This window comes from Tenuibacillus multivorans (assembly GCF_900103915.1).
Lineage (GTDB): Bacteria > Bacillota > Bacilli > Bacillales > Alkalibacillaceae > Tenuibacillus > Tenuibacillus multivorans.
Genome location: NZ_FNIG01000003.1, coordinates 127,577 through 151,691 on the forward strand (window position 1 = coordinate 127,577; position 24,115 = coordinate 151,691).

Annotated in this window: 27 protein-coding genes; 5 read left to right on the plus strand and 22 right to left on the minus strand. The window is 36.8% G+C overall.

Annotated elements, in window-relative coordinates; translation table 11 throughout:
• Positions 1-10: 10 nt before the first annotated feature.
• The 10 genes from prmA to gpr all read right to left on the minus strand — a co-directional run bounded on the left by prmA (position 11) and on the right by gpr (position 11,683).
• A complete protein-coding gene (gene prmA, locus BLP77_RS05585) occupies positions 11-952 on the minus strand; it encodes a 50S ribosomal protein L11 methyltransferase (protein WP_093856135.1) in 942 nt (313 codons plus the stop codon).
• 22 nt (positions 953-974) lie between these two features.
• Positions 975-2,105, minus strand: a complete 1,131-nt coding sequence (dnaJ, locus tag BLP77_RS05590) for a molecular chaperone DnaJ (protein ID WP_093856136.1) — start codon at positions 2,103-2,105, stop codon at positions 975-977.
• Between the two features lie 154 nt (positions 2,106-2,259).
• Positions 2,260-4,083: a molecular chaperone DnaK gene (gene dnaK, locus BLP77_RS05595; protein WP_093856137.1), complete on the minus strand. Its 1,824-nt coding sequence runs from the start codon at positions 4,081-4,083 to the stop codon at positions 2,260-2,262.
• A gap of 45 nt (positions 4,084-4,128) precedes the next feature.
• Complete coding sequence (grpE, locus tag BLP77_RS05600) at positions 4,129-4,698, minus strand: nucleotide exchange factor GrpE (RefSeq protein ID WP_245686813.1); 570 nt, start codon at positions 4,696-4,698, stop codon at positions 4,129-4,131.
• Between the two features lie 151 nt (positions 4,699-4,849).
• Entirely contained in the window at positions 4,850-5,881 is a 1,032-nt protein-coding gene (gene hrcA, locus BLP77_RS05605) for a heat-inducible transcriptional repressor HrcA (RefSeq protein ID WP_093856138.1), read from the minus strand.
• 76 nt (positions 5,882-5,957) lie between these two features.
• Positions 5,958-7,121 (minus strand): radical SAM family heme chaperone HemW, encoded by a 1,164-nt coding sequence (hemW, locus tag BLP77_RS05610; RefSeq protein WP_176752971.1) that lies wholly within the window; start codon positions 7,119-7,121, stop codon positions 5,958-5,960.
• A 50-nt stretch (positions 7,122-7,171) separates the two neighbouring features.
• Complete coding sequence (gene lepA / locus BLP77_RS05615) at positions 7,172-8,989, minus strand: translation elongation factor 4 (RefSeq protein ID WP_093856140.1); 1,818 nt, start codon at positions 8,987-8,989, stop codon at positions 7,172-7,174.
• Between the two features lie 97 nt (positions 8,990-9,086).
• Positions 9,087-9,383 (minus strand): hypothetical protein, encoded by a 297-nt coding sequence (locus tag BLP77_RS05620; RefSeq protein ID WP_093856141.1) that lies wholly within the window; start codon positions 9,381-9,383, stop codon positions 9,087-9,089.
• Positions 9,384-9,397: 14 nt separating this feature from the next.
• Positions 9,398-10,519, minus strand: a complete 1,122-nt coding sequence (gene spoIIP / locus BLP77_RS05625; RefSeq protein ID WP_093856142.1) for a stage II sporulation protein P — start codon at positions 10,517-10,519, stop codon at positions 9,398-9,400.
• Positions 10,520-10,588: 69 nt separating this feature from the next.
• Positions 10,589-11,683, minus strand: coding sequence for a GPR endopeptidase (gene gpr, locus BLP77_RS05630; RefSeq protein WP_093856143.1), 1,095 nt, complete (start codon positions 11,681-11,683; stop codon positions 10,589-10,591).
• Positions 11,684-11,887: 204 nt separating this feature from the next.
• Here gpr and rpsT point away from each other — a divergent pair, with 204 nt between their 5' ends.
• Complete coding sequence (gene rpsT / locus BLP77_RS05635) at positions 11,888-12,154, plus strand: 30S ribosomal protein S20 (RefSeq protein ID WP_093856144.1); 267 nt, start codon at positions 11,888-11,890, stop codon at positions 12,152-12,154.
• Positions 12,155-12,212: 58 nt separating this feature from the next.
• On the opposite strand, the gene holA is transcribed toward rpsT, so the two are convergent.
• Positions 12,213-13,241 carry a DNA polymerase III subunit delta gene (gene holA, locus BLP77_RS05640; protein ID WP_176752972.1) on the minus strand — a complete coding sequence of 343 codons (1,029 nt, stop codon included), beginning with the start codon at positions 13,239-13,241 and terminating at the stop codon, positions 12,213-12,215.
• A gap of 317 nt (positions 13,242-13,558) precedes the next feature.
• Here holA and BLP77_RS05645 point away from each other — a divergent pair, with 317 nt between their 5' ends.
• Positions 13,559-13,693, plus strand: coding sequence for a YqzM family protein (locus BLP77_RS05645; protein ID WP_093856146.1), 135 nt, complete (start codon positions 13,559-13,561; stop codon positions 13,691-13,693).
• A gap of 83 nt (positions 13,694-13,776) precedes the next feature.
• On the opposite strand, the gene BLP77_RS05650 is transcribed toward BLP77_RS05645, so the two are convergent.
• From BLP77_RS05650 to BLP77_RS05660, 3 genes are read right to left on the minus strand one after another with little or no spacing between them, the layout of a single operon-like run.
• Complete coding sequence (locus BLP77_RS05650; protein ID WP_093856147.1) at positions 13,777-16,002, minus strand: DNA internalization-related competence protein ComEC/Rec2; 2,226 nt, start codon at positions 16,000-16,002, stop codon at positions 13,777-13,779.
• Between the two features lie 4 nt (positions 16,003-16,006).
• Positions 16,007-16,576 (minus strand): ComE operon protein 2, encoded by a 570-nt coding sequence (locus BLP77_RS05655; protein ID WP_093856148.1) that lies wholly within the window; start codon positions 16,574-16,576, stop codon positions 16,007-16,009.
• A 45-nt stretch (positions 16,577-16,621) separates the two neighbouring features.
• Positions 16,622-17,197: a helix-hairpin-helix domain-containing protein gene (locus tag BLP77_RS05660; protein ID WP_093856149.1), complete on the minus strand. Its 576-nt coding sequence runs from the start codon at positions 17,195-17,197 to the stop codon at positions 16,622-16,624.
• An 81-nt stretch (positions 17,198-17,278) separates the two neighbouring features.
• Here BLP77_RS05660 and comER point away from each other — a divergent pair, with 81 nt between their 5' ends.
• Both comER and BLP77_RS05670 read left to right on the plus strand, forming a co-directional pair.
• Complete coding sequence (gene comER / locus BLP77_RS05665; protein WP_093856150.1) at positions 17,279-18,112, plus strand: late competence protein ComER; 834 nt, start codon at positions 17,279-17,281, stop codon at positions 18,110-18,112.
• A complete protein-coding gene (locus BLP77_RS05670) occupies positions 18,081-18,539 on the plus strand; it encodes a hypothetical protein (protein WP_093856151.1) in 459 nt (152 codons plus the stop codon). Before comER ends, BLP77_RS05670 begins: the two co-directional genes overlap by 32 nt.
• A 34-nt stretch (positions 18,540-18,573) precedes the next feature.
• Here the strand turns inward: BLP77_RS05670 and BLP77_RS05675 are convergent, their stop codons facing one another.
• From BLP77_RS05675 to BLP77_RS05710, 8 genes are read right to left on the minus strand one after another with little or no spacing between them, the layout of a single operon-like run.
• Positions 18,574-19,314 (minus strand): class I SAM-dependent DNA methyltransferase, encoded by a 741-nt coding sequence (locus tag BLP77_RS05675; RefSeq protein ID WP_093856152.1) that lies wholly within the window; start codon positions 19,312-19,314, stop codon positions 18,574-18,576.
• Positions 19,315-19,333: 19 nt separating this feature from the next.
• On the minus strand, positions 19,334-19,678 hold the full coding sequence (gene rsfS / locus BLP77_RS05680) for a ribosome silencing factor (protein ID WP_093856153.1): 345 nt from the start codon (positions 19,676-19,678) through the stop codon (positions 19,334-19,336).
• A 16-nt stretch (positions 19,679-19,694) separates the two neighbouring features.
• Positions 19,695-20,264: a bis(5'-nucleosyl)-tetraphosphatase (symmetrical) YqeK gene (yqeK, locus tag BLP77_RS05685; protein WP_093856154.1), complete on the minus strand. Its 570-nt coding sequence runs from the start codon at positions 20,262-20,264 to the stop codon at positions 19,695-19,697.
• Positions 20,254-20,817, minus strand: coding sequence for a nicotinate-nucleotide adenylyltransferase (locus BLP77_RS05690; RefSeq protein WP_093856155.1), 564 nt, complete (start codon positions 20,815-20,817; stop codon positions 20,254-20,256). The genes yqeK and BLP77_RS05690 overlap by 11 nt, the downstream gene beginning before the upstream one ends.
• Positions 20,818-20,829: 12 nt before the next feature.
• Complete coding sequence (yhbY, locus tag BLP77_RS05695; RefSeq protein ID WP_093856156.1) at positions 20,830-21,120, minus strand: ribosome assembly RNA-binding protein YhbY; 291 nt, start codon at positions 21,118-21,120, stop codon at positions 20,830-20,832.
• Positions 21,121-21,140: 20 nt separating this feature from the next.
• Entirely contained in the window at positions 21,141-21,947 is an 807-nt protein-coding gene (gene aroE / locus BLP77_RS05700; protein WP_093856157.1) for a shikimate dehydrogenase, read from the minus strand.
• Positions 21,948-21,957: 10 nt separating this feature from the next.
• Positions 21,958-23,061, minus strand: a complete 1,104-nt coding sequence (gene yqeH / locus BLP77_RS05705; RefSeq protein WP_093856158.1) for a ribosome biogenesis GTPase YqeH — start codon at positions 23,059-23,061, stop codon at positions 21,958-21,960.
• A 1-nt stretch (position 23,062) separates the two neighbouring features.
• Complete coding sequence (locus BLP77_RS05710) at positions 23,063-23,578, minus strand: YqeG family HAD IIIA-type phosphatase (RefSeq protein WP_093856159.1); 516 nt, start codon at positions 23,576-23,578, stop codon at positions 23,063-23,065.
• 363 nt (positions 23,579-23,941) lie between these two features.
• Between BLP77_RS05710 and sda the strand changes: the two genes are divergently transcribed.
• Positions 23,942-24,082: a sporulation histidine kinase inhibitor Sda gene (gene sda / locus BLP77_RS05715; RefSeq protein WP_093856160.1), complete on the plus strand. Its 141-nt coding sequence runs from the start codon at positions 23,942-23,944 to the stop codon at positions 24,080-24,082.
• The last annotated feature ends 33 nt before the right edge of the window (positions 24,083-24,115 follow it).

Sequence of the window (24,115 nt, forward strand, 5' to 3'; positions counted from 1 at the left end):
TACCTCTTTTTTACTCTGGTTTCTTTGCCACCATCGAAATCCAATCTTCCATTTGGTTCACTTCGATTATGTCAAAACCATTCAGTTCGAGTTGTTCTTTCACTTCATTCTTTTTACCTTGAATGATACCAGATGTAATAAAGTACCCACCTGGATTAAGTTTGTGATAAGCATCATCGACAAATTGTAGAATGATTTCAGCTAAAATATTAGAAACAATTAAATCTGCGCCTGGTTCCACGCCGTTTAATAGGTTATTTTGTTTTGCTTCCATACGGTCTTGAACGTGATTTAATTTTACATTGATCGTCGTGCTTTTGACGGCAATTTCATCTAAATCAAATGCTTTAATATGGCTAGCACCTAGTAAGGCTGCTGCAATGGTTAGGACACCGGATCCGGAGCCAACGTCATAAACAACATCACCTTCATTAACGTATTGTTCCAATGCTTGGATACTTAATACAGTGGTTGGGTGCGTGCCTGTTCCAAATGCCATCCCTGGGTCTAACTCGATAATAATTTCATCACTACTAACAGGTTCGTATTCTTCCCAGGTTGGAATGATTGTGATTTTTTCAGAAATTTTCACAGGCTTATAATATTTTTTCCAAGCCGTTGACCACTCTTCTTCATTGACTTCAGATATGGTGATGTTATTTTCTCCAATGTCGATATCAAATTTAACTAAGTTATTAATCGATTCTTTAATGGCATCTACTGTTTCTCCTAAAAAGCTATTCATCGGTAAGTAAGCTTTAATATAAACACCTTCATCAGGATAATTAGTTGGATCGAGTTCATAGACGGAGCCAAATAAGGTAACGTCATCTTTATCTAGATCCATCGGGTCAACGATGACAACACCGCTAGCACCTGATTCATGTAAAATATTGGATACCGGTTCAATTGCTTCATTCGTTGTATGAACCTTTAATTCAGACCACTTCATACACATTCACTCACTTTACGGTTTATTCCCCTTTAAAAGCACGCTTCATTCGCTGAAATAAGTTATCTTGTTGTTCATCCAGTTCATCATCACTGCTTAATTCATGAAATTCACGAAGTAGTTCTTTTTGTTGATCATTTAAATTTTTAGGTACCATAACTTTAACTAAAATGTGCTGATCCCCGTAGCCGTAACCATGAACATTAGGTGACCCCTTTCCTTTTAGTCGGAAATGTGTTCCCGTTTGCGTTCCAGCTGGGATTTTGAGTTTCACTTTTCCATGAACGGTTGGTACCTCAACTTCATCACCTAAAGCTGCCTGTGTAAATGTAATTGGTAATTCGCATAAAATATCGTCACCATCACGCTCAAAAAATTCATGGCGTTTGACTCGAATGACGACGAATAAGTCACCTGGAGGTCCACCATTTACACCTGGACCACCTTGGCCAGTTACACGGATTTGTTGTCCTTCATCAACACCAGCAGGGATTTTAATATCAATTTTTTGACGTTTCTTAACCTTACCAGTTCCACCGCAAGTCGAACATTTTTCTTCTACTTGTTGCCCTGTACCTTGACAATAGTTACAGACACGACGATTTACAACACGGCCAAATGGTGTATTCTGCTCCTGGTTAAGCTGGCCAGTACCATGACAATGACTACATGTATTTACAGATGTCCCAGGTTTCGCACCAGAGCCATTACACGTGTCACATTTTTCTTCTTTTGGAATTTGAATAGTCGTTTCTTTTCCGAAAATAGCCTCTTCAAAATCAAGTTCCATTGTATATTGAAGATCCTGTCCTTGTCGTGGTGCATTTGGGTCTCTTCGACGTCTACCGCCACCACCAAAGAACATGTCGAAAATATCACCGAAGTCGCCAAAGTCATCAAATCCTCCGAACCCTTGGGCTCCTGCACCTTGTTGGGCTCCAGCGTGACCAAATTGATCATATTGCTCGCGTTTTTGTTGATTGCTCAACACTTCGTAAGCTTCTTTAACTTCTTTAAACTTCTCGGAAGCATTTTCTTCTTCGCTTACGTCTGGGTGATATTGACGAGCGAGTTTACGATAGGCTTTTTTTATCTCGTCTTTAGATGCATCCTTGGAAACACCTAATATTTCATAATAGTCTCGTTTACTCAATTGAAGATCACTCTCCCGTACCTTCTAGCATAAGTTTTATATTAACATTACTACATTGGTCCCTGCAATCCTAAGTCGGATGTAGGGAGCTTTTTCAGTTTGCTGAAAAAAAGTCAAAGTCAAGGATGTCCTGACTTTGACTTTTTGTTAAGCCTTATTTTTTCTCATCATCGTTAACTTCTTCATAATCAGCATCGACGACATTATCATCTTCGCCACCCTCTTGACCAGCTTGGTCTTGGGCTTGCTGTTGAGCTTGCTCATAAAGTTTAACCGATAGATTTTGAACTTCTTGTTCAAGTGTTTCTTTCTTCGTTTTAATATCTTCTAGGTCGTCACCTTCAAGAGCTTTCTTAAGCTCATCTTTAGCATTTTCTGCTTTTTGTTTTTCTTCATCTGTGACGTTATCACCAAGATCTTTAATCGTTTTATCTGTTGTGAAGACTAATTGATCGGCTTCGTTGCGTAATTCAACTTCTTCACGACGTTTTTTATCGGCTTCAGCATTTTCTTCTGCTTCTTTAACCATTTGATCAACTTCATCATCGGATAATCCAGAAGAAGATTTAATGGTAATCGATTGTTCTTTGTTTGTACCTAAATCTTTCGCACGGACGTTAACAATACCGTTAGCGTCGATATCAAAGCTAACCTCAATTTGTGGTACGCCACGTGGTGCTGGTGGAATATCGGTTAGTTGGAAACGACCTAATGTTTTGTTGTCCTGTGCCATTTCACGTTCACCTTGTAGGACGTGAATATCAACAGCTGTCTGATTGTCTGCAGCAGTTGAGAAAACTTGTGAATGGCTTGTCGGAATTGTTGTATTACGTTCAATTAATTTAGTTGTAACACCGCCCATTGTTTCAATACCTAATGATAGTGGTGTAACATCCAGTAACACAACGTCTTTAACATCACCTTGTAAAACCCCACCTTGAATAGCTGCACCTAAAGCCACTACTTCGTCTGGGTTTACACCTTTAGAAGGCTCACTGCCGACTTCCTTTTCAATAGCTTTCTGAACAGCTGGAATCCGGGTAGAACCACCAACTAAAATAACTTTGTCAATTTCAGAAGAATTCATATCAGAATCTTTTAATGCTTGACGCGTTGGTTTCATTGATTGTTCAACTAGATGAGTAGATAACTCCTCAAACTTAGCTCGAGTTAAGTTCATTTCTAAATGTAATGGTCCTGCATCACCCGCTGTAATAAACGGTAGTGAAATTTGTGTTTGAGCGACACCTGATAAATCTTTCTTCGCTTTTTCAGCAGCATCTTTTAAGCGCTGTAAAGCCATATTATCCTGTGATAGATCGATGCCATTTTCCTTTTTGAATTCAGATACCATATGATCAATAATCACTTGGTCAAAGTCGTCACCACCAAGTTTATTATCACCAGCAGTAGCGACAACTTCAAATGTACCGTCACCGATGTCAAGGATGGATACGTCAAATGTACCGCCACCTAGGTCATAAACAAGCACTGTTTGATCCTGATCTTGGTCAATCCCGTAAGCGAGAGCTGCTGCTGTTGGTTCGTTAATAATGCGTTCTACTTCAAGACCAGCAATTTTACCAGCGTCTTTTGTCGCTTGACGCTCGGCATCGTTAAAGTAAGCCGGTACTGTAATAACAGCTTTTGTTACTTCTTCACCTAAGTAATCTTCTGCATAAGATTTAATATGTTGTAAAATAATCGCTGATAATTCTTGAGGTGTATATTCCTTATCTTCAATTTTAACTTTATAATCGGTTCCCATATGTCTTTTAATCGATTGAACTGTGTTTTGGTTTGTGATGGCTTGACGCTTAGCTACTTCACCTACCTGGCGTTCACCATTTTTAAATGAAATAACAGATGGAGTGGTACGGCTTCCCTCTGGGTTAGGAATTACTTTTGCCTCTCCACCTTCCATTACGGCCACACAAGAGTTTGTTGTACCTAAGTCAATACCTATAATCTTACTCATTTTTGAAATCCTCCCTTAATCTTCAATGTTTAAGTATAAGTTCATTTATTCATTCACTTGAACCATTGCTGGTCTAATCACGCGATCTTTTAGTTTATAACCCTTTTGCAGGACGTTTACAATTTGATTTGAGTCATAACCTTCTTCTTGTACTTGCATAACTGCTTGGTGTACATTTGGATCAAACTGTTCATTCTCAGCTTGAATTTCTTCAACACCAGCCTTTTCTAATGCTTGATGGAGCTGATCATATACCATTTTCACACCATCAACGAATCCTTGAGCTCCCTCACCATGTACTTCAGTTTGTAAGGCACGCTCAAAGTTATCTAAAGCAGGTAAAATTTCAGTGACTAACTCTTGTGATTTATATTTTAAGTCACTTTCCTTTTCCATCTGCGTACGTCTACGGAAATTATCAAAATCTGCTTGTGTACGCAACAATTTATCCTGCAATTCTTGTTTTTCACTTTCTAATTTTTCAAGTTGTTCGTTAAGCTCGCTGTTTTGATTGTAGTCTTCTTCGTTAGTTTCCTTACCTTCTTGTTCCTTAATTGAATCATTATCTACCTGTTCTTGTTGGTCATTTTCCTGATTCATAGTTTTTTCATCCATTTCGTCACCTCCCAAAATTCTACCGACAATTTCCAATAGTTAAATATATCATGAATGAAACAAAATACAAGTATTTAACCGTAAGAAAACTTGGCTAAATGGGTTGGCCAAGTTTAAACCTCATTCAATAACAATATAAGCATTTCCGCTTTTATTGTTCATTAAACCATTTTTGTAATGACTGGGACATTTGGGTACTCCATAAGTCTAAAATGGACACCGCTTTAGCATAATCCATACGTGTTGGACCTAACAAAGCGACAGTTCCGTATTGGTTGTCACCCAACGAATAAGTGGCTGTCATTAATGTGCACTTGTTCATCGCTTCGATTTTATTCTCATGTCCAATGAATATATGCAAGCCCTCGTCTGTTGCTTTCAGGAGTGGTGCTATGTCTTCTTCGTTTTCCATGATATTAAAGAGCGCCCTAACCCTCTCAACATTTGTAAATTCAGGTTGTGCCAAAATATTGGATTTACCTCCGACATATAAATTTGTCGGTTGTTCCGTAAAAAATGCCTGATTTAACAACTCATAAGACTTTTGATAGTCATTCGTGTATTTTTCCAATAAATACTTCACTTCTGTTTCAATTAATTGGCTAAGATACACAATCGGTACACCAGCCAGTTTTTCATTCAAAATGTTAACCGTTTTTTCTAAATCTGACTGATCAAGATCACCTGGAATAGCAAATGAACGATGCTCAACATGACCTTTATCCGTCACTAAAATGGCAATAGCAGACTGGTTGTTTAAAGGAACAATTTGTATTTGCTTGAGCTTTGTCTCATATACTTGGGGCCCTAACACTATGGTCGTATATCTCGTCAATTCTGATAAAATATGGGCAGAGTTCTGCATCACACGTTCAAGCTCCATCATACGATTGCTGAAGGAATATCTAATTTGGTTCACTTCATTTTTCGATAATTGTAAAGGTGACATAATATGATCGACATAATAGCGATAACCTTTTTCTGACGGTATTCTACCAGAAGAAGAATGGGTTTTTTCTAGATATCCAAGATCCTCTAGATCAGCCATTTCATTTCTAATGGTTGCAGGGCTATATGATACTTGATCCTTTTTGGCAATATGGCGTGAACCGACTGGTTGGGCTGTCTCAATGAAATCATCGATTATCACCTTTAGCACAAGTAATTGACGATTCGTTAACATGTCTATCACCCCTGTTAGCACTCAATACATCCGAGTGCTAATTCTACTAATAAATTATCAAAATCATATGACGCTGTCAATTACGAAATGCTCGTTTATAGGATGGCTCGTCAAGTAAAAATGATGCAAACACTTCGTTACCAAACATAAGGCCATCTCTTGTTAAACTAATACGACTGTGTTCATCCTTAATCCAGCCTTTTTGTTTCAATCTTGTTATCTCAGATTTGTACAGTTCATAAAATGAAACACCAAATTTTCTTTGAAAGTTTAAATCGGATACACCCTCTGCTTTTCTTAACCCTAAAAACATTTCCTCTTCTATATTTTCTTTAAGCGTAATCGGCTCACGGTGTAACACCGGTTTCTCTCCTTTTTCTAAGGATTGATTGTAATGATTGACCGGTCTTAAATTAATATAACGTTCTTCATTTAAGTAACCATGAGCTCCGGCACCAAAGGCATAATATTCTTCATTGTTCCAGTAAGCTAAATTATGCTGACTCTCAAACCCTTTATCTGCATAATTACTAATCTCGTAATGTCGTTTACCAGCTTGCTCCATCATATCCATTAACATTTCTAACATTTCCGCTTCATCTTCTTCAGGTGGTTTATTTAACTTCCCTTGTTGATGTCGTAAATGAAACACAGTCCTTGGTTCTATTTGTAACGCGTAAGCTGAATAATGCGGTAAGTTATAATCTAATGCCAGCTTAAGTGTTTTTTTGAAGTGTTCAATTGATTGATCTGGTAAAGCATAAATAAAATCCATACTAATATTTGTTAAATCGTATCGTTGTAGCAAGTTCACCGTTTGATTTACATCTTCAACCGCATGATTACGATTTAACATGTTTAGAAAATCATTATCCAATACCTGTACACCTAATGAAACTCGGTTAATTCCATAATTAGTCATCACATTGACATGCTCTTCGAGAAATTCTCCAGGATTGGCTTCTATCGTAAATTCATTTACCTCTTTAATATCAATAAATTCATTAATTGTTTTTAGTAGTTTCTCTAATTGTTTTTCATTAAGACTTGTCGGGGTTCCCCCACCAATATATACAGTACGAGCTTTGAGTTTTTTTGAACCAAGATAAAGACTCATTTCGGTGTGTAAATGGTCTAAATAAGCATCCGCCAATTCTCGGTTGTAATACATCTTGGCAAAATCGCAGTAATGACAAATTTCATGACAAAAGGGGATATGAATATAAACTGATTGTGCCATCAAGACACCTCCTCATCACAACATAAAAGGGCTGACCTTTTTGGCCGCCCTTAATTATCATCATCCATTTCTAAAACAGACATGAACGCTTCTTGCGGTATTTCAACTTTTCCTACCATTTTCATTCGTTTCTTACCTTCTTTTTGCTTCTCTAGTAGCTTACGCTTACGAGAAACATCCCCGCCATAACATTTTGATAATACGTTTTTTCGCATGGCTTTAATCGTCGTTCTAGCAATTATTTTATTACCAATAGCTGCCTGAACCGGGACTTCGAATTGCTGACGTGGAATTAGTTTTTTCAGCTTTTCTGCAATTTGTTTCCCTCGATGAAATGCGAAATCACGGTGAACGATGAAGGATAAGGCATCAATGGTCTCACCGTTTAATAAAATATCCATCTTCACTAAGTTAGACGGCTGATAGCCACTTAATTCATAATCAAACGAAGCATATCCTTTTGTTTGTGATTTTAGTTGGTCAAAGAAATCATAAACAATTTCAGATAGAGGTATGTCATACACGATATTAACCCGGTTTTCATCTAAATATTGCATATCGACATAGTTACCACGTTTTTTCTGACAGATTTCCATAACGGGACCAACAAAATCATTGGGAACCATAACAGTAGCCCGCACAAAAGGTTCACGTACTTCTTTTATATTTTTCGCTTCTGGCATTAACGACGGGTTTTCAATGTTAATCACGTCACCGTCTGTTAATTCGACTTCATAAATAACACTTGGAGCTGTCGTAATCAACTCAATATTAAACTCCCGCTCAATTCGTTCTTGGATGATCTCCATGTGTAATAACCCGAGAAAGCCACAACGGAAACCAAATCCTAAAGCTTGAGAAGTTTCTGGTTCGTATTGTAAGGAAGAATCATTTAACTCTAAACGCTCTAGTGCTTCACGTAAATCATTATAATCATCCGCATCAACCGGGAATAAACCGCAATAAACCATTGGATTTAAACGTTTATATCCAGATAACGGTTCGTCTGCGGGATTGTTGGCTAACGTAATCGTATCACCGACTCGGGAATCACCAACATTTTTAATCGATGCTGTTAAAAAGCCAACATCGCCAACCGTTAACTCGTCTTTGGCAACAGGATTGGGTTTAAAGACACCTAACTCTGTTACTTCAAACGTTTTTTCTGTCTGCATCATTTTAATTTGATCGCCGACCTTAATACTTCCTTCTTTAACACAAATATACGCTATTACCCCTCGGTATGGATCATAAAGGGAGTCAAATATTAAAGCCTTGGTCGGTTCTTCAGGATCTCCTTCTGGTGCAGGAATATCCGAAACAATCCGTTCTAATATTTCATCAATTCCGACTCCGTCTTTAGCAGAAGCTAAAATGGCGTCATCCGCATCGATCCCAATTACATCTTCAATTTCTTGTTTAACACGATCAACATCCGCACTAGGTAAATCAATTTTATTAATGACCGGTATGATTTCCAAATCGTTATCAAGTGCCAAGTAAACATTGGCTAATGTTTGAGCTTCTATTCCTTGTGCCGCATCGACAACGAGTAATGCCCCTTCACAGGCGGCCAGACTTCGTGATACTTCATATGTAAAGTCGACGTGTCCCGGTGTATCGATCAAATGAAATGTGTAGTCCTCTCCATCATTTGCCTGATATCTTAACTGAACGGCATTTAATTTTATGGTGATACCACGTTCACGTTCAAGGTCCATGGCATCTAAAAATTGTTCCTTCATCTCGCGTTGTGTTAATGCCTTTGTGTCTTCTAAAATTCGATCAGCTAATGTTGATTTTCCGTGATCAATATGAGCTATAATCGAGAAGTTTCGGACATTTTTCTGTTTATTTTCTGTCAACATTCATCACTCCTGTTTTGACGTCCAAATACGCTAGCTCGATTATAGCAATTGATTCACCAATATTCAATCAGATGTTATGAAAGCTTGCTTTTAATGGTTAAAAGAACATCGAACTAAATCGGTATAAAAATTGAAAGACGACTGAGAAAACGGTCTTCACAAATTTTTCTAAAAATACCGCAATACTATAAAAGGAACTCGTACTTTGTTCGGTATCAGCATGAACGATGGCTTCATGCTGCTCTTCAAATGAGTCACTGCTGATACTGGATTGCTGTAAATCCGCTTCATTTTGGATAGTAGTTTGAGCTTCATTAGTCTGATTTACGGTTGCGGTTTGCATCCCTAGGTAAAAGATGAAGAAACAAACGACGACCAAAAACAACACCCGCATGGTTAATCCCCCCATTATTGGCTTTCGGCTCCTTCTTGTTCGAAATAATATTGGCTGAAGATATCGGCCAGTGCATCAATACTTAAATTTAATTCCTCAAAGTTGTTTTCAATTCCACCCACCTCAACGACTACCGAGTGACCAGATAAGTCCTGATTAAAGACTCCATTTGTGCCTGGACCTGCTTTCACGTCTACCCCTCGACTTAGCCCTGGATATTTTTCCTCTAAAATCTGATGCAAACGATTTGCGAATTGTAAATTTTCTTTGTGGGATTCATTTTCTCCTCCGACAACAAACATTAATCTAGCCATTGTTTGCCCATTAACCGTTGTCGTAGTCTCACTTCTAGGTTTTGAATCTCGGTGGATATCAATTAAATACTTAATTTGACCGTTATCACTCAAAGCATTTTGTACAACTTCTCTTGAAATGTCATAGGATTTTCCATATTGTCCTTGTGGTAGAAGTTGCCAGAAATCCGTTTGGTCTACATAAGCCTCTAGTCCATAGCTTTCCAAATTCTCATGTAAGGTTTGACTTAACTTCATGACATTTTCAGTAGCATGATAAGTTTCATTTGTTTTCGTTCCTTCCGGTAAGTGTGGTAAGAAAGATTCCCTGTTATGCGTTGTATAAATAAAAACCGATTCATCGTTTACATCTGGTTGCGGTTCTTGTGGCGGTGGATCTTCTGTTTCTTCTTCAAATAAATAATCAGGTGGTTCAGTTTCAAAAGACGTTGTAAACATATTGGTTCCTTCACCGGCTACCGCAATCGTACTATTCGTGTTCGGAAACCTCGGTAATTCATGTCCAAACAATAAGCGAATATCTTGATAAGGTAGGTTTGTTAATAGCGGAAGTGCAAATCCCGATAACGATAATTGCTGATCATGCTGTTCATTCAATCCATCTAATATCGGTTGATCAATGGTCATAAAATATGAAAATGAAGCACCGTCTATATGTTTCACCCAATCTTGGAGGACATTCGTCGACGCTTCATGAAATGGTTTAATCGATAAAATTGGAATAAGTAATATTAAACAAACGAACAACACTTGAAACAAGAGAAAAGGATGCTTCTTAAACTGGTTTATACGCTTCAAATATAATGTGAGTTTATTCATCATGGACCTTTCCAACCTCTCTATTAAAGTTCTATTAAAACTCTATTCAGATTGTTGAAAAGGTAGAACCAATTATTTTAAATAATGTTTCGCATTTTCTGCATTAACCGAATCATGTAGAGCTTGATTGATACCTGAAGCGACCACGCTACTCATATATTCAATCACTTCGTCGACTTCTTTAGGTGTTACTATTAAATTATGTCCAGTTGGTCTTAACACTTCTCGAATGAGCTGACGCTTCTCATCTTCTTTTAGTGCCCCAACAATTCCTAAATACGTCTGACGCGCTTCTTCGTCTGGTAAGTCTTCTTCTGAATAAGTTCGCCTTTCACCAAAATCTATCCCAGAAGGCGCTAAAGCTTTACTCGGCCGATCTTTTTCTTCCATTTCACGACCAAAATGCTTTAAAATATAATCAATCGTATCATTCGTAATCGTGACAGCATCCACGACGGTCGGTATTCCTAATGAGAAAACAGGAATATTTAAAGTTTCTTGACTAACCTCTTTACGATCGTTTCCTATACCTGATCCTGGATTAATACCAGTATCAGAAAGCTGAAGTGTTGTATTAACTCGATCTATAGAACGTGCTGCTAATGCATCAATCACAACCATAAAGTCTGGGTTCGTCTTTTGAACAACACCGAAAATAATATCACTCGTCTCCATTCCAGTTAACCCCATTACACCGGGTGTAAATGCTGAAACAGAACGATCACCTTCTCCGAGCATTTCCGGTTGTAGTTTAAATAAATGGGAGGTTACATAAACTTTGTTAACTGTATTGGGGCCTAAGGCGTCTGGCGTTACATAACCATTACCTAAACCCACAATTAGGCATCTAGCATCTTTCGGAATTTGATGCTCATCAATTAAACGTGAAAACTCCTGAGCTAAAACAGTTGCCGATTTTCTACCAAATTCCTTTTCCATCTTTCTTAATCGTTGTGATTCAACCGTCACATAATTACCTGGTTTCTTTCCGACCCTTTCTGATCCTTTTTCATCGATTTCGACTCGAGTTAATTTAAATTCGTCCTGTTCATATTCCTTAATGATAATGCCATCTAATTCATGTTTTTTTTCCGGGTTTTGTTCAACAAACATTTCACGAGCTTCTAAAGCTAAGTCCGTTCTTGGCATGAACTTTCTTCTATCCATCGAATCCCTCCTATCAAGCTTATTGTTTCCGATGTCGATTAAATTAAACGAAAGGCTTTTGAAAACGTTCTTTAGATTAACTACTGCCAAGATAAACAACTTAACAGCAAACTATTGAAAACTCACTTTTGCTTTGGTAAAATGACTTTTGTCCATAAATAGAATAAATGTACACGGTGACATTTCATCAGGAGGTGAAAAATAGTGGCCAATACTCGTCAAGCTACGAAACGTATTCGTGTAAACTACGATGCTCGTTTACGTAATCAAACCGTTAAATCTGATATGCGCTCAGCCATCAAAAATGTTGAAACAGCTGTTCACGAAAAGAATGTAGATGCTGCAAAAGAAGCTTTACCACAAGCTGTTAGTAAAATTGATAAAGCAGTTCAGAAAGGTATCATCCATAAAAATAATGGTGATCGTAAGAAGAGCACTTTAATGACAAAAATTGAACAAATAGCTAAATAATAAGTCATACAGGCATGAAAAAATCCATTTCTAACTAGTAGAAATGGATTTTTGTATTTTAACTCGCCTGTTTTAATCGCTGAACCACCTGTTGTAAAAACAATTCAAGTGCCAGCCATTGCTCAGTTTTACCTGTTTTCATTTTTTCATCGGTTAAGGCTGCCTCTTTAATCATGTCCTTCAATGCTTGAGCGGAAAACCTATTTTCACGCTTTAAAGCCATTTTCACTGCGTATGGGTGAACCTGCAATTGCTGGGCCATCTGTTGTTGCTGATATCCTTTCTGTTTTAATAATTTAGCCTGTAGGATTAAGCGGATTTGCTGGCTGACTAATGCCAACAAGGCAATCGGCTCTTCATTTTGTTTTTGTAGGGCCTTCAGCACTTGAATGGCATCGCCTAACTTCAAATCGACTAAATGATCGATTAATGAAAATGTATTGGCCTCAGCATGAGTACTTATAATTTGCTCCGCTCCCTCATAGGTAACCGGTTCATCTTTGAAGTATAATTTTAGCTTTTCTAATTCCTGCTTTACCGCTTCGATGTGATCTCCCACACGTTCCACCATCAAGTCGACGATGGGTTCGTTTAATGGTAAGCCCTCATTTTGAGCCATCTCTTTAATGAATTGACCCATTTCATAAATTTTTGGTGACGTACATTCAATAAACTCCGCTGTTTTTTTCAACGATTTAACGACTTTTTTACGTTGGTCTAATTTCTCATAAGGCGCGATAACGATTAGCGTTGTAAACTCCACAGGTTGTTGGACATACTCTTCTAGTGCCTCAATGTCATGTTCAACATCTGTATTAACCTTTTGACCTGTCAAAAAGTAAGCCTGCTGAATTTCGATGAATTTATGCTCGCTAAAAAAAGGAAACGTCTCCGCATCATGAAGGGCTTCTTGTACGGCCACATTTTCCATATCATATGTATTGCGATCCATCTCATCTTCATGCTGACTTAGATGAGATTCTATCCGCTTTTTCACTTCTTGTATAAAATAGTTTTCATCACCATATAATACATAAATAGGAGCTAACTTTATGGAGCGACTCTGTATAAATTGCTGAGCGTGCATCATTTTCAACACCTTTCTATGCCATTTATCGTATAACGAACTGTATTAAATGACAAGAAATGTTGTCATTTAAAAATATAAAGAGGGGAACAGATGATTCGTTCCCCCCAATATCTATATAAACGCTAAAAATAAAATCCCGGGTTATTTTACTTTTAGCGGCGTTGGTATTTGTTATTTTGTGCGTAATTGGTATATAATATTGCTGTTAACTCTTAACAGTTCAAAAAATGGTACAGTTTTTTGAATTACGTAAAAAGTCATAGATTTTTTATTTAAGATGGATTATACTTGAATGTAGCGTAGGAGGGATAGCCGTGAACGAATTTGAAAATGATGTACAATCAAAAAACAATGACGTTGTCGATTCCATTAAAGGCTTCAGTTTGTCATTCATTTTCTTCTTGGTTATTTTCTTTATTGGAACAATATTTAAGGTTATTAGTTCTTAATAAAGATTGATTAGATGAAGTGGCAAATAAAGTAAGAGACTGTTTTTAAACAGTCTCTTTTTTAAATTTCAACCTAATTTACACTATGGTCGAAAGCGGTAGATTGTGCTTTGTCCGTCGTGATATTTAATAATAACAGCTCCATGTAGATCGGTCCTATAGGTTTGAACATCGTTACTGTTTAACCGTTCGACTATTTCAGGATGTGGATGGCCATACAGATTGCGCTCTCCAACTGAAATCAAGGCCAATTGGGGATCCACTTGTTCTAACCATTCAGAACTTGTCGAGCTCTTACTCCCATGATGAGCCACCTTTAACACATCAACGGACTCTAAATTTCCTGTTTGAATAATTTCCGTCTCAATCCGCTTCGTTATATCCCCTGTAAATAACATTTCATAATCATCCACTTTTAATATAAACACTAATGACCAATCGTTTTCCTTTGTTATATTTAAATCGGGGTTCGGAGCAAGAACTTGAAAAACAGCTTCCCCATAATTGACCGTCATGCCATGTTGAAGTAAAACATGATTTAATCTTTTAACGTTTAATGGTTTCATATTAGAATGAGTAAATAAATATTCAGGCCTAAATTCTTCAATCACATGCCCGATTGAACCACTATGATCATAATCCAAATGAGAAAGCCAAACAGCATCAATACTTGAAATGCCTTTAGACCATAAATAGGGTTTAATGACATTTTCAAAATTTTCGTTTTGTACATCTTCAATATTTGGCTGAACCTCTTCTCCGGCATCGATCAAAAAAACGCCCCTACGATATGGAAGTTCAACCACAAAGGAATCACTTTGCCCAACGTCTAACATCGTTATGGTGTATGTCGGATTGAGATACGGTAACCATAATGGCACGTAGAACACACCAACCATCAAGACACCCATTATGGCTGCCTTGACATGACGTCGAAAATCCCAATATGTCATCATGAACAAAAATAGGACCGTATAGGCAATCATAAGAAGCACATGTGGTTGCCCGACAATCCATATTGCAAAATCAGGCTCATCAAACCAACTAATGAGTTGTATGGCTTTGTTTTGTACAAAGGAAAAGCTTTGGTCTAACCATCCTGTCATAGCTTTAGGCAATATATAAATGGATATGATGATTATCATGAGGAGTGGAATGACGAACAGTGTGAAATAGGGGACATAGATTAGATTCATGAAGAAAGAAAAAACATTTGTGAAATAAAAATAGTATAGCTGTAATGGTAAAATGGCTAACTGACTGATTAAACTAACTCTTAATGACAGCATGAACCAACTGACATTTTGTAAAAGGTTTCTAGATAAAATAAGTGAAAATGTGACGGCAAATGAAAATTGAAAGGACAGTTGAAATAGTAAATATCGATCAGTTAATAATAAAATAATCATGACAACCGATAATATATCAGCTGCATCCATCTTTTTTTGGTTAAACAGACTCCAAATCATTAGGCCAGTAGCCATTAAGCCTGCCCTTAATACAGGTGGTTGAGAATCAGCTAACAAGATATAAAGTGGAATGAAACAAATAATAACCCACTTGGCCCTCTCTTTTGTCGTTCTAACTACGTTTAATAACACAACGTATAAGACAGCGATAACAATTCCAACATGAAGTCCAGAAATGGCAAGTATATGAGAGATATTCCAATATTGAAATTGTTCAATCGTAGCTTCGTCAATACCATCACGTTCACCAAAAATTAAAGCATTTAACCAAATAAATGTATCTGTGGAAAGTTCACTTTTTAAACGCTGTTGCAATGAATCCCTAAACTCAAAAATGTACGATAACATTGAACGGTTATGGCATTGAATAATATCAGTTTGAAACCCGACTTTAAAAATACCTAATGTAGCTAAATAATCTTTGTAGCTAAACTGTCCCGGGTTCGTTGCATCCATAGGTTCTTCAAGCTGTGTTTGAACCAGACATTTAGATCCATGCTTAATGGTTTTAGAATCACTGTTTGCGAACAAATATAGTTGGCCTAGTTCCGGTGTCTCCGCAACAAAACGAAGATCCGTTTCCGTATGCTCAGGATTTGTTTTTACGGACACCCATCCTTCATAGTTGATGGGCTGTTGTAATTCTGTAGAATTTAAGGAAGGTGTTGTGAGGTAAGAACTAATAAAGGATATGAGAGTAAGGAATAGAAGTAATCGATTTTTCATCAATACTTTTCGCCAGATAATAAATAGTAAGATTATTGATAAAAAACCGATTACGGATGGTAAATAGCCTAATACAAAACTTAACGCCAATATGTACCATTTACCCTTCATCATTCACTTACTCGACATTCATAAATAATTGGTTTGCCTCTTGTTTTAATTGTTTCAATTCCTCATTGTCCATTCCTTTATCCTCTAATCTTTGTAGTAGTGTCGATATAAAGTACATCTTATCCTTTGTATTCGTATCAATATGTAAATAATCCAGTTCAACCTGTTCGAACTCAACCCCTGATTCTTTTAGTAATTCAATCGCATAAGGATGATTTTTATAATCATGGGCATAGTATATCTTCTTTATACCACTTTGAATAATTGTTTTCGTACAATTTAAGCAGGGAAAATGGGTGACATATATTTCCGCACCCTCAGTTGGGACGCCGAATTTAGCGCACTGTAATATGGCATTGATTTCAGCATGTATCGTTCTGACACAATGACCATCTATTACCTTACAACCTTCATCTATACAATGAACACTACCAGATACGCTACCATTATAACCACCTGCAATAACCCGTTTTTCTCTCACAATTGTGGCGCCTACTGCTAAACGCTCACAAGTGCTGCGTAACGCTAATAATTGACTTTGTGACATAAAATATTGATCCCAAGAAATACGCTCCATTGTTTGACCTCCTGTATTTAAAGTAACTGTAATTAATCATTAATCTTAAGGGACAATGATATATTCTGCAATATTTTCTAATGTTTTTTCGCCGATTCCACTGATATTTAATAGATCTTCATTTTGGCTAAAAGGTCCATGAGCTTCACGATATTCAATGATTCTAGTGGCCTTTTGTTCGCCAATGCCTGGAATCGTCACTAATTCATCCTTAGTCGCTGTATTAATTCGAACCTTGCCATCATCAACTAGGCTACTTGGTTCGATTGTTTTTTCTCCGATTTTCGGAACAAAAATGACCATTTCATCTCGAAGAAGCTGAGCTAAATTAACACTGTTTTGGTCTGCGTCACCTTTAAAACCACCTGCTAGTGTAATGGCATCAATGACACGATCACCTTCTGTCATTTCGTATACACCTGGATCTATAACCTCTCCTTTAATATCGATAAAAATGGTCTGACTTTCAACAATCGGTTCTTCTTCAGAGTTTAAGGCAAGATTTTGGCGAATATCTTCCTCTATCACCATATCATTTTGAGATTTAGGCCAAGCCAAAACAATTAATATCAACATGATACATGCAATAGGAATCGACAACCACATTTTATTAACAGGCATGATTTAAACCTTCTTTCATATACATATTGTGAGTTCGTAATTATCGTCTATCAACTATAATTTTTAAAAGGGGGTACACTCATGAATTGGGGAATTATTGGAACAGGAAATATGGGTAATGTTTTACTTCATGCCCTTACCTCCAGCCAAGCTGTGCCACAAAAGAATATGTATTTATATAACAGAACCTTCATGAAAGCTTATACCTTAAAGGAAAACTATCCTGACGTTCATGTTGTTCAAACGGTTGAAACACTAGCTAAGGATTGCGATATCATATTACTTTGTGCTAAGCCTAAGCAAATTGTAGAAATTGCCAAAAAAATAAAACCAATTGTTAAACCAGAACAATTTGTCGTTTCCATCACAAGTTCCGTATCTGTTGAAAATTTGGATAGCATCCTGCCATGCTCTGTTGCCCGTATGATTCCGAGTATTACCAATCGAGCTCTAAGTGGGGTTACATTACTAACATTCCCTGAAGGTTATGATCAAGATAAAAAAGAGGTATTATTACAAAGCTGTAAATTATTTTCGACACCTGTTGAAATTGAAGAACAGCACGTCAGAATTGCTTCAGATATCGTTTCCTGTGGTCCCGCATTTCTCAGCTTTCTTCTTGAAGATATGATTCAAGCAGCACAACAAAAAACGGGTATCCCAAAAGATCAAGCCACGACATTAGTTGAACAGATGATCATTGGCTTTGGAAAACTGTTTGAAGACAATATTTATAATTTTACGTCCTTAAAAGAAAAAGTGATGGTCAAAGGTGGGATTACTGGGGAAGGTATGAAAGCTTTAGAGCAATCGTATAACGATATTTTTACTGATGTGTTTAACGCTACACATAACAAATTCTATCATGAAAAAGATAATATCGATGAGCTTGTTAATCAAATTAATGTTAAATAGCTTGTCTGATTATTATTTTATTCAATTTTTCAAGAAAAAGCAATATGAAGACAAAGCAAAAATGGGGCTGAGACAAAACTTTATTAAAAACATAAAATCCGAACTAGATTCAATTATTCATGAATTAGTTCAGATGTTATTCACTACGTCAAAAAGCTTCGCTTGCCGCGGGCACGGCTCAAGCCTCCTCGGCAGAAAAGCGCTGCCTGCGGGGTCTCGAGACTCGTGCTGTCACCGCGAAGAACTGGATGTTCAAGTGTCGGCGTTGGCCACAAATGCTACTTGCGTTACATCCTTGCGTAAGTTTGCGTCGAGTAACCGCAGGCGCAGGACGTGGCCGTTTTTAGTCGACGAGGCGTCTTCGCATTTTGACTTCGTTCATTTTCAATTATATGAGATGATATGGTTCGCCTTCATCTCCCTCTAGATATTGTCGTCCTAGCCTCATTATATTACTTATATTACTTATAGCAGACGAAGAAGATCCGGTCTGCATCTTCTTCATTTTTTTGTTTTATATTGAAAGTAAAATCAAAGTAAACGTTGATTTTTTTAAAACCTATATCTTTTAACAGCTGTTTATAATGTTGAACAGAATGAGTCCGTTGCACATGCCATTCATCTTGTCTTTCGTACAATTCACCGTCTTTTTGAATAAAAAAGGTTAAATCATGAAATATTTCTCCAAAATGATCTCCAGGCTCACAAAGCCAGATATAGCTAATGTCCTCCCGAATTTCAGAGAACATACCTTGTTCAACGAGCCAATCAACATAGGCTTGGCTATGAACATCAAATATAAAAACACCCTGTTCATTCAAATGATAATAAGTATTGGCAAGGGCTTGTTTTAAATCTTCCACCGTAACCAGATAGTTAAATACGTCACAATAGCTAATCGCTAAATCAAACCTTTGATTTAATTTTAATTGAGTAATATCCGCTTGAAAAAAATTAGTTTTACCTATAACGCACTTTGTTTTTTTCTGAGCGATTTCAATCATCTGATCAGAGAGATCGAATGCGTTTACCTCATATCCTTCATTGGCTAAGCGAATGGCTATTTCACCTGTTCCGCAACCAATTTCTAACACATTTTGACCAGGTATATCTCGAATTATCCTATTGGTAAAGTTAAGCCATTTATCATATGGGGCATCACGCATAAGTTCATCATAGACTTCAGCCATTTTGTTATACATTCTTTCAACTCCAGCAAGGTTATATATTTATAGTTACGCGATCAGCATCTCCCCAGAGTTTTTCAAGGTTATAATATTCTCTTTCATCTTTATGGAAGATATGAACCACAACATATTCTAAGTCCACTAATACCCAACGCGAATGATCTCTTCCCTCTATTTTCTTAACTTGATATCCTTTTTCTTCAACTGAATCTTTGATGCCTTTACTAATCGCATCGACTTGTCTTTCATTAGACCCGTGACATATTAAAAAATAATCCGCAATTAATGAAACCTCGCGCATATCTAATGCCACAATATTCTCAGCTCGTTTATCATCACAGGCCTCAGCTGCGATTTGTAAAAGTTCGTTACTGTCCATTGACAAACCTCCATTTTTATTTTAACAATCGCTTTGTAAAATCATTATATGCTTGAAAAGTCGCAGGATAAATAGGCTGCTGTCTACTCATTAAAAAATGAATCGAATTAGTCAAAGCATAGTGACAAGCTTGATTAAGTCCTTCTTTAGCGATTTCCCTTGCTTGATAAACAGCAGGGAAGTCGCGACCTGGCTCGATATAATCGGCTAAAAACACAATTTTTTCAGTCTTTGTCATACCCTTTCGCCCGGTCGTATGCCAATAAATAGCATTTTGTATAGTATCATCCTTAATTAAAAAAAGCTTCTCAGCCATTTTTGCACCCACCGGTCCATGCCATAATTCATGGTGATATGCTAATAAGTCCTTAGAAATGTCATGATGAGCGATAATCCAATCCTTTAGAATTGATAATTCCATATCTTTCGCATAATCGTGTAAGGCAGCTGCTAAACCAACTTGTTGTTGATTCCCCTGAAAACGTTCCGCTAAATCAAAAGCGGTATCCGTAACACGTTCAACATGTTCAAATCGTTTTGAATTTAGAACCTTTTTAGATTCCTCTAATGCCTCTTCAATTTTCATATAAATGATTCTCCCTTATATATTGCAAAACGTCCTCTGATAAACCCTCTGGTTGGTTCCCTTTTTTTAATTGATGTCTAATTTCTGTTGATGAAATGGGCATGTCTTCCATTTCAACCATTAACACATTTTCATCCCGTACATCTTCATACTCCTTACGCGTAACCCCAACGAACTTAACAACTTTCTTTAAGTCCTGAATCCGATACCAGTTGGGTAAATAGTCAACCATGTCACCACCTATAATAAAATAAAACTGTGCACTTGGGTATTGTTCTTTTAATTTGACCATGGTGTGATAGGTGTATGACTTTCCTTTTAATTCATACTCGATGGTTGAAATATTAAAGTTCTCTTGATCCTTAAGAATTAACCGCAACATTTCTAACCGTGAATTAGGATCAGCCGCTGCGTTTTGTTTATGTGGTGGTTGGTAAGTCGGTATAAACCAAACCTCATCTAATTCCAATGCACGAAGAACCGTTTCAGCTAACTTAACATGTCCGATATGAGGTGGATCAAACGTTCCCCCAAATAGACCAATCTTCTCCATCATGTCACCCTTTTATGGAAGTTCAAGTTTTTTATTTTCTTCAGATTCTTTATATAGTACTATAATATTCCCAATGATTTGAACTAATTCAGCACCAGTACCGTTAACGAGCTGGTCAGCTACACTCCGCTTATCCTCAAAACAATTTTGTAGAATACTAACCTTTAACAGCTCCCTTTTTTCAAGTGCTTCATTAATTTGATGAATCATATTTTCGTTAACCCCATCTTTACCAACCTGAAATATTGGATTCATATGGTGCGCTTCTTTTCTAAGAAATCTCTTTTGTTTGCCTGTAAGCAATGAAAAACTCCTTTCTTGTCTTACATCATTTTTGTAAAAGGTTTAATGGAATGACCTGTCCAAATTTCAAATGCTAACGCGGCTTGATACCACAACATTGTTTCACCGAACAATAAGTCGGCTCCGATCTGATTTGCCTCTCGTAATAACTTAGTCCATTTAGGCTTATAAACAATATCACTCACAATAGAAGGACACTTAAGATTTGATAAGGAAATAATCTTATCTCCTTCGTATGGTGACATTCCAGTCGTCGTCGTTTGAATCACGAAATCATATCGTGATAAATGACGTTCTGCATCAGATAATGATAATGATTGACTATTAGAATAACCATCACTTAAAACTTCTGCTTTTTCTAACGTTCGGTTAGCAACGTCGATTTGTTTAGGATTCATCATCTGTAGACTGTAGTAAATACCCCGCGCTGCACCGCCAGCTCCTAATATTAAAATTCTTTTTTGAGATAACTCATGATAAAAGTTAGGATAGGCTTGCTTAAGTGATTCCAAATAACCTATTCCATCTGTATTATAACCAATTAATCGATTTCCTTTTCTTTTGATGGTATTAACGGATTGTAATTTTACGGCTAAATCATCTAATTCGTCTAAAAAAGGGATGACTTCCGTTTTGTAAGGTACCGTTACGTTACATCCATCCAACCTTCCATTTCTAAATGCTCGTATTTGTTCACCCAGGTCTTCCTCATTCACCTCAATCAATTCATAGGTTCCATGAGCTTGAATCATATCTAAAAATTTTTGATGTATTTGAGGTGATTGCGAATGGTGGACCGGATTGCCAATCAGCCCGAACCGGTACATTCTATTCCCCCTAAATAATGGCTTCGCGAAGCATGACTTTTACTCCTTTAGGTGCATGAACGGTAATTGATGTAGTGCCTTCTGGGATCGTAATCCAACCTAAGCCTGAAAAGACAACATCTGTTTTACCTCCATTAATACGAAAAGACTCCTGTTCTAATCCCGGCCAATTTTTTAAAGTTTCATCAGTTGGCGGTGATAACAGTTCACCTAAATGGTTTTCATATAGCTCATCGGCTTTTACACGTTTAGTCCTGTGAATGTTTAATTCATTTGCAAAATAACACACATAACCATTTTTTTCATCCGCCACATCTATATCAAAACGTACCAAGCCACCAATATATAAGGTTTGTCCCTCTGTTAATTGAAAAACTCTAGGTTTGACTTCCTTTTTAGGTGTGATTGCCTTTAAATCTTTATCCGATAAGTAATGCGCCATTTGATGATGATTAATAATACCTGGTGTATCAATCATCGATGATGTTTCATCTAAAGGAATGTCGATAAAACCAAGTGTCGTTCCTGGAAAATAAGATGTCGTGATCACTTCTTCTTCATCTGTAGAATGTTGTATCAAATAATTGATAAACGTTGATTTTCCTACATTGGTACTTCCGACAACAAATGTGTCTTTTCCTTGCCTGAAGCGTTCTAGGTCAAAGGCAGTCTCTTTCATACCAATTCCTTTGTCAGCACTGACTAAATGTATATCTTTAACTTTTAATCCAAAATCTTTAGCAACTCTAAACATCCAATGTTTGATTTTATTTAAATTTGTAGATTTCGGTAATAAATCAACCTTGTTACCAACTAGAACGATTGGATTACGCCCTACAAATCGGTGCAGTCCTTGAATGAAGCTGCCATGAACATCAAATAAGTCAACGATATAGACGATTAGTCCATCATGGTGACCTATCTCATGTAACATATTTAAAAAATCGTCCGCATCCATGTCTACATCTTGAACTTCATTATAATGTTTAAGCCTAAAGCAGCGTTTGCATATGACCTCTTCACGTTCAAGAGCAGATTTTGGAGCGTAACCTGCCTTCGTTTCATCTTCTGTTTGAATTGTGGCCCCACAGCCTTGACAGATTATATACTCCATACTATTCCTCCCAATGAAGTTTACCCTTACTTTTAAAATATTTTAGTAGACGTCTTTCTATTTTTCGATTAAAGCGTGTCATAAAACCATCTGTTTGTACAATTGGAACAACTAAAATGGTATATAATTTTGCACGATTTCCTCCAAATACATCGGTTAAGAGTTGGTCTCCGACGACAACGATTTGACTCTTTGGTAAACCCATTGTCTTCTTTGCACGATTAAAAGCCGTTTGCATTGGTTTTCTTGCCTTTGATATAAAAGGGATATTTAATGGAACTGAAAATGAGGCAACACGATCTTCTGTATTATTAGAAATAATCGTCACCTCAATACCAGCTTGTTTAAGTTGTTTAAACCATTCTATGACTTCAGGTGTTGCATCGGGCTGATCCCAAGCAACTAATGTATTATCTAAATCGGTTATAACGCCTCGAATTCCTTTTTGTTTCAAAAATTCTGGTGTAATTTCTTGTACCGTTTTAACGTGATCATTTGGTAGAAAAATGTTTAGCAAGTTATTCACCTCTACATAGCATTAGCTATTTCTCATCATAAACAATTCGATAGAATGTTTCAAAGAAATTTTTGTTAAATGAAACAATATTAAAAGACCATAATATTGTAAATATCGTTAAGATATGTTGAAAATCGTTCGACAAATACTCTCATTTTTCAACCTGTGGATAATTTTATCAACATTATACACACTATAGTAACAATATTTTCACGATTATTTTTGATAAATATTAACAAGTTATTCACAAGTTATCAACAACAAAATTGTGTTGTTTAAACTTTCGATTAATGGTAGGATAATAACTGTTACAAAGTGGACGACTTTCAAGGAGGTGCGAGCCAATTTTAGGCTAGGGCGAATATGGAACATTTATCCAATCAACTGCTGGTCGAATCTTATAATAAAGCGAGAGAATTAGATTTGAACCACGATTTCATTAAATTAATTGAAGAAGAATTAATTAGACGTGGACTTAACGAACACTTAAAAGAATCGTCTTAGAGATAAATAGGTGGCCCCAATCTAAACTGGCAC

Bases quoted from the DNA above. Each gene is read 5' to 3' on its own strand.
- prmA (WP_093856135.1), bottom strand. From the start codon at position 952: ATGAAGTGGTCTGAATTAAAGGTTCATACAACGAATGAAGCAATTGAA.
- dnaK (WP_093856137.1), bottom strand. From the start codon at position 4,083: ATGAGTAAGATTATAGGTATTGACTTAGGTACAACAAACTCTTGTGTG.
- grpE (WP_245686813.1), bottom strand. From the start codon at position 4,698: ATGGATGAAAAAACTATGAATCAGGAAAATGACCAACAAGAACAGGTA.
- hrcA (WP_093856138.1), bottom strand. From the start codon at position 5,881: ATGTTAACGAATCGTCAATTACTTGTGCTAAAGGTGATAATCGATGAT.
- hemW (WP_176752971.1), bottom strand. From the start codon at position 7,121: ATGGCACAATCAGTTTATATTCATATCCCCTTTTGTCATGAAATTTGT.
- lepA (WP_093856140.1), bottom strand. From the start codon at position 8,989: ATGTTGACAGAAAATAAACAGAAAAATGTCCGAAACTTCTCGATTATA.
- BLP77_RS05620 (WP_093856141.1), bottom strand. From the start codon at position 9,383: ATGCGGGTGTTGTTTTTGGTCGTCGTTTGTTTCTTCATCTTTTACCTA.
- spoIIP (WP_093856142.1), bottom strand. From the start codon at position 10,519: ATGATGAATAAACTCACATTATATTTGAAGCGTATAAACCAGTTTAAG.
- gpr (WP_093856143.1), bottom strand. From the start codon at position 11,683: ATGGATAGAAGAAAGTTCATGCCAAGAACGGACTTAGCTTTAGAAGCT.
- holA (WP_176752972.1), bottom strand. From the start codon at position 13,241: ATGCACGCTCAGCAATTTATACAGAGTCGCTCCATAAAGTTAGCTCCT.
- BLP77_RS05650 (WP_093856147.1), bottom strand. From the start codon at position 16,002: ATGATGAAGGGTAAATGGTACATATTGGCGTTAAGTTTTGTATTAGGC.
- BLP77_RS05655 (WP_093856148.1), bottom strand. From the start codon at position 16,576: ATGGAGCGTATTTCTTGGGATCAATATTTTATGTCACAAAGTCAATTA.
- BLP77_RS05660 (WP_093856149.1), bottom strand. From the start codon at position 17,197: ATGCCTGTTAATAAAATGTGGTTGTCGATTCCTATTGCATGTATCATG.
- comER (WP_093856150.1), top strand. From the start codon at position 17,279: ATGAATTGGGGAATTATTGGAACAGGAAATATGGGTAATGTTTTACTT.
- BLP77_RS05670 (WP_093856151.1), top strand. From the start codon at position 18,081: ATGAGCTTGTTAATCAAATTAATGTTAAATAGCTTGTCTGATTATTAT.
- BLP77_RS05675 (WP_093856152.1), bottom strand. From the start codon at position 19,314: ATGTATAACAAAATGGCTGAAGTCTATGATGAACTTATGCGTGATGCC.
- rsfS (WP_093856153.1), bottom strand. From the start codon at position 19,678: ATGGACAGTAACGAACTTTTACAAATCGCAGCTGAGGCCTGTGATGAT.
- yqeK (WP_093856154.1), bottom strand. From the start codon at position 20,264: ATGAAAATTGAAGAGGCATTAGAGGAATCTAAAAAGGTTCTAAATTCA.
- BLP77_RS05690 (WP_093856155.1), bottom strand. From the start codon at position 20,817: ATGGAGAAGATTGGTCTATTTGGGGGAACGTTTGATCCACCTCATATC.
- aroE (WP_093856157.1), bottom strand. From the start codon at position 21,947: ATGTACCGGTTCGGGCTGATTGGCAATCCGGTCCACCATTCGCAATCA.
- yqeH (WP_093856158.1), bottom strand. From the start codon at position 23,061: ATGGAGTATATAATCTGTCAAGGCTGTGGGGCCACAATTCAAACAGAA.
- sda (WP_093856160.1), top strand. From the start codon at position 23,942: ATGGAACATTTATCCAATCAACTGCTGGTCGAATCTTATAATAAAGCG.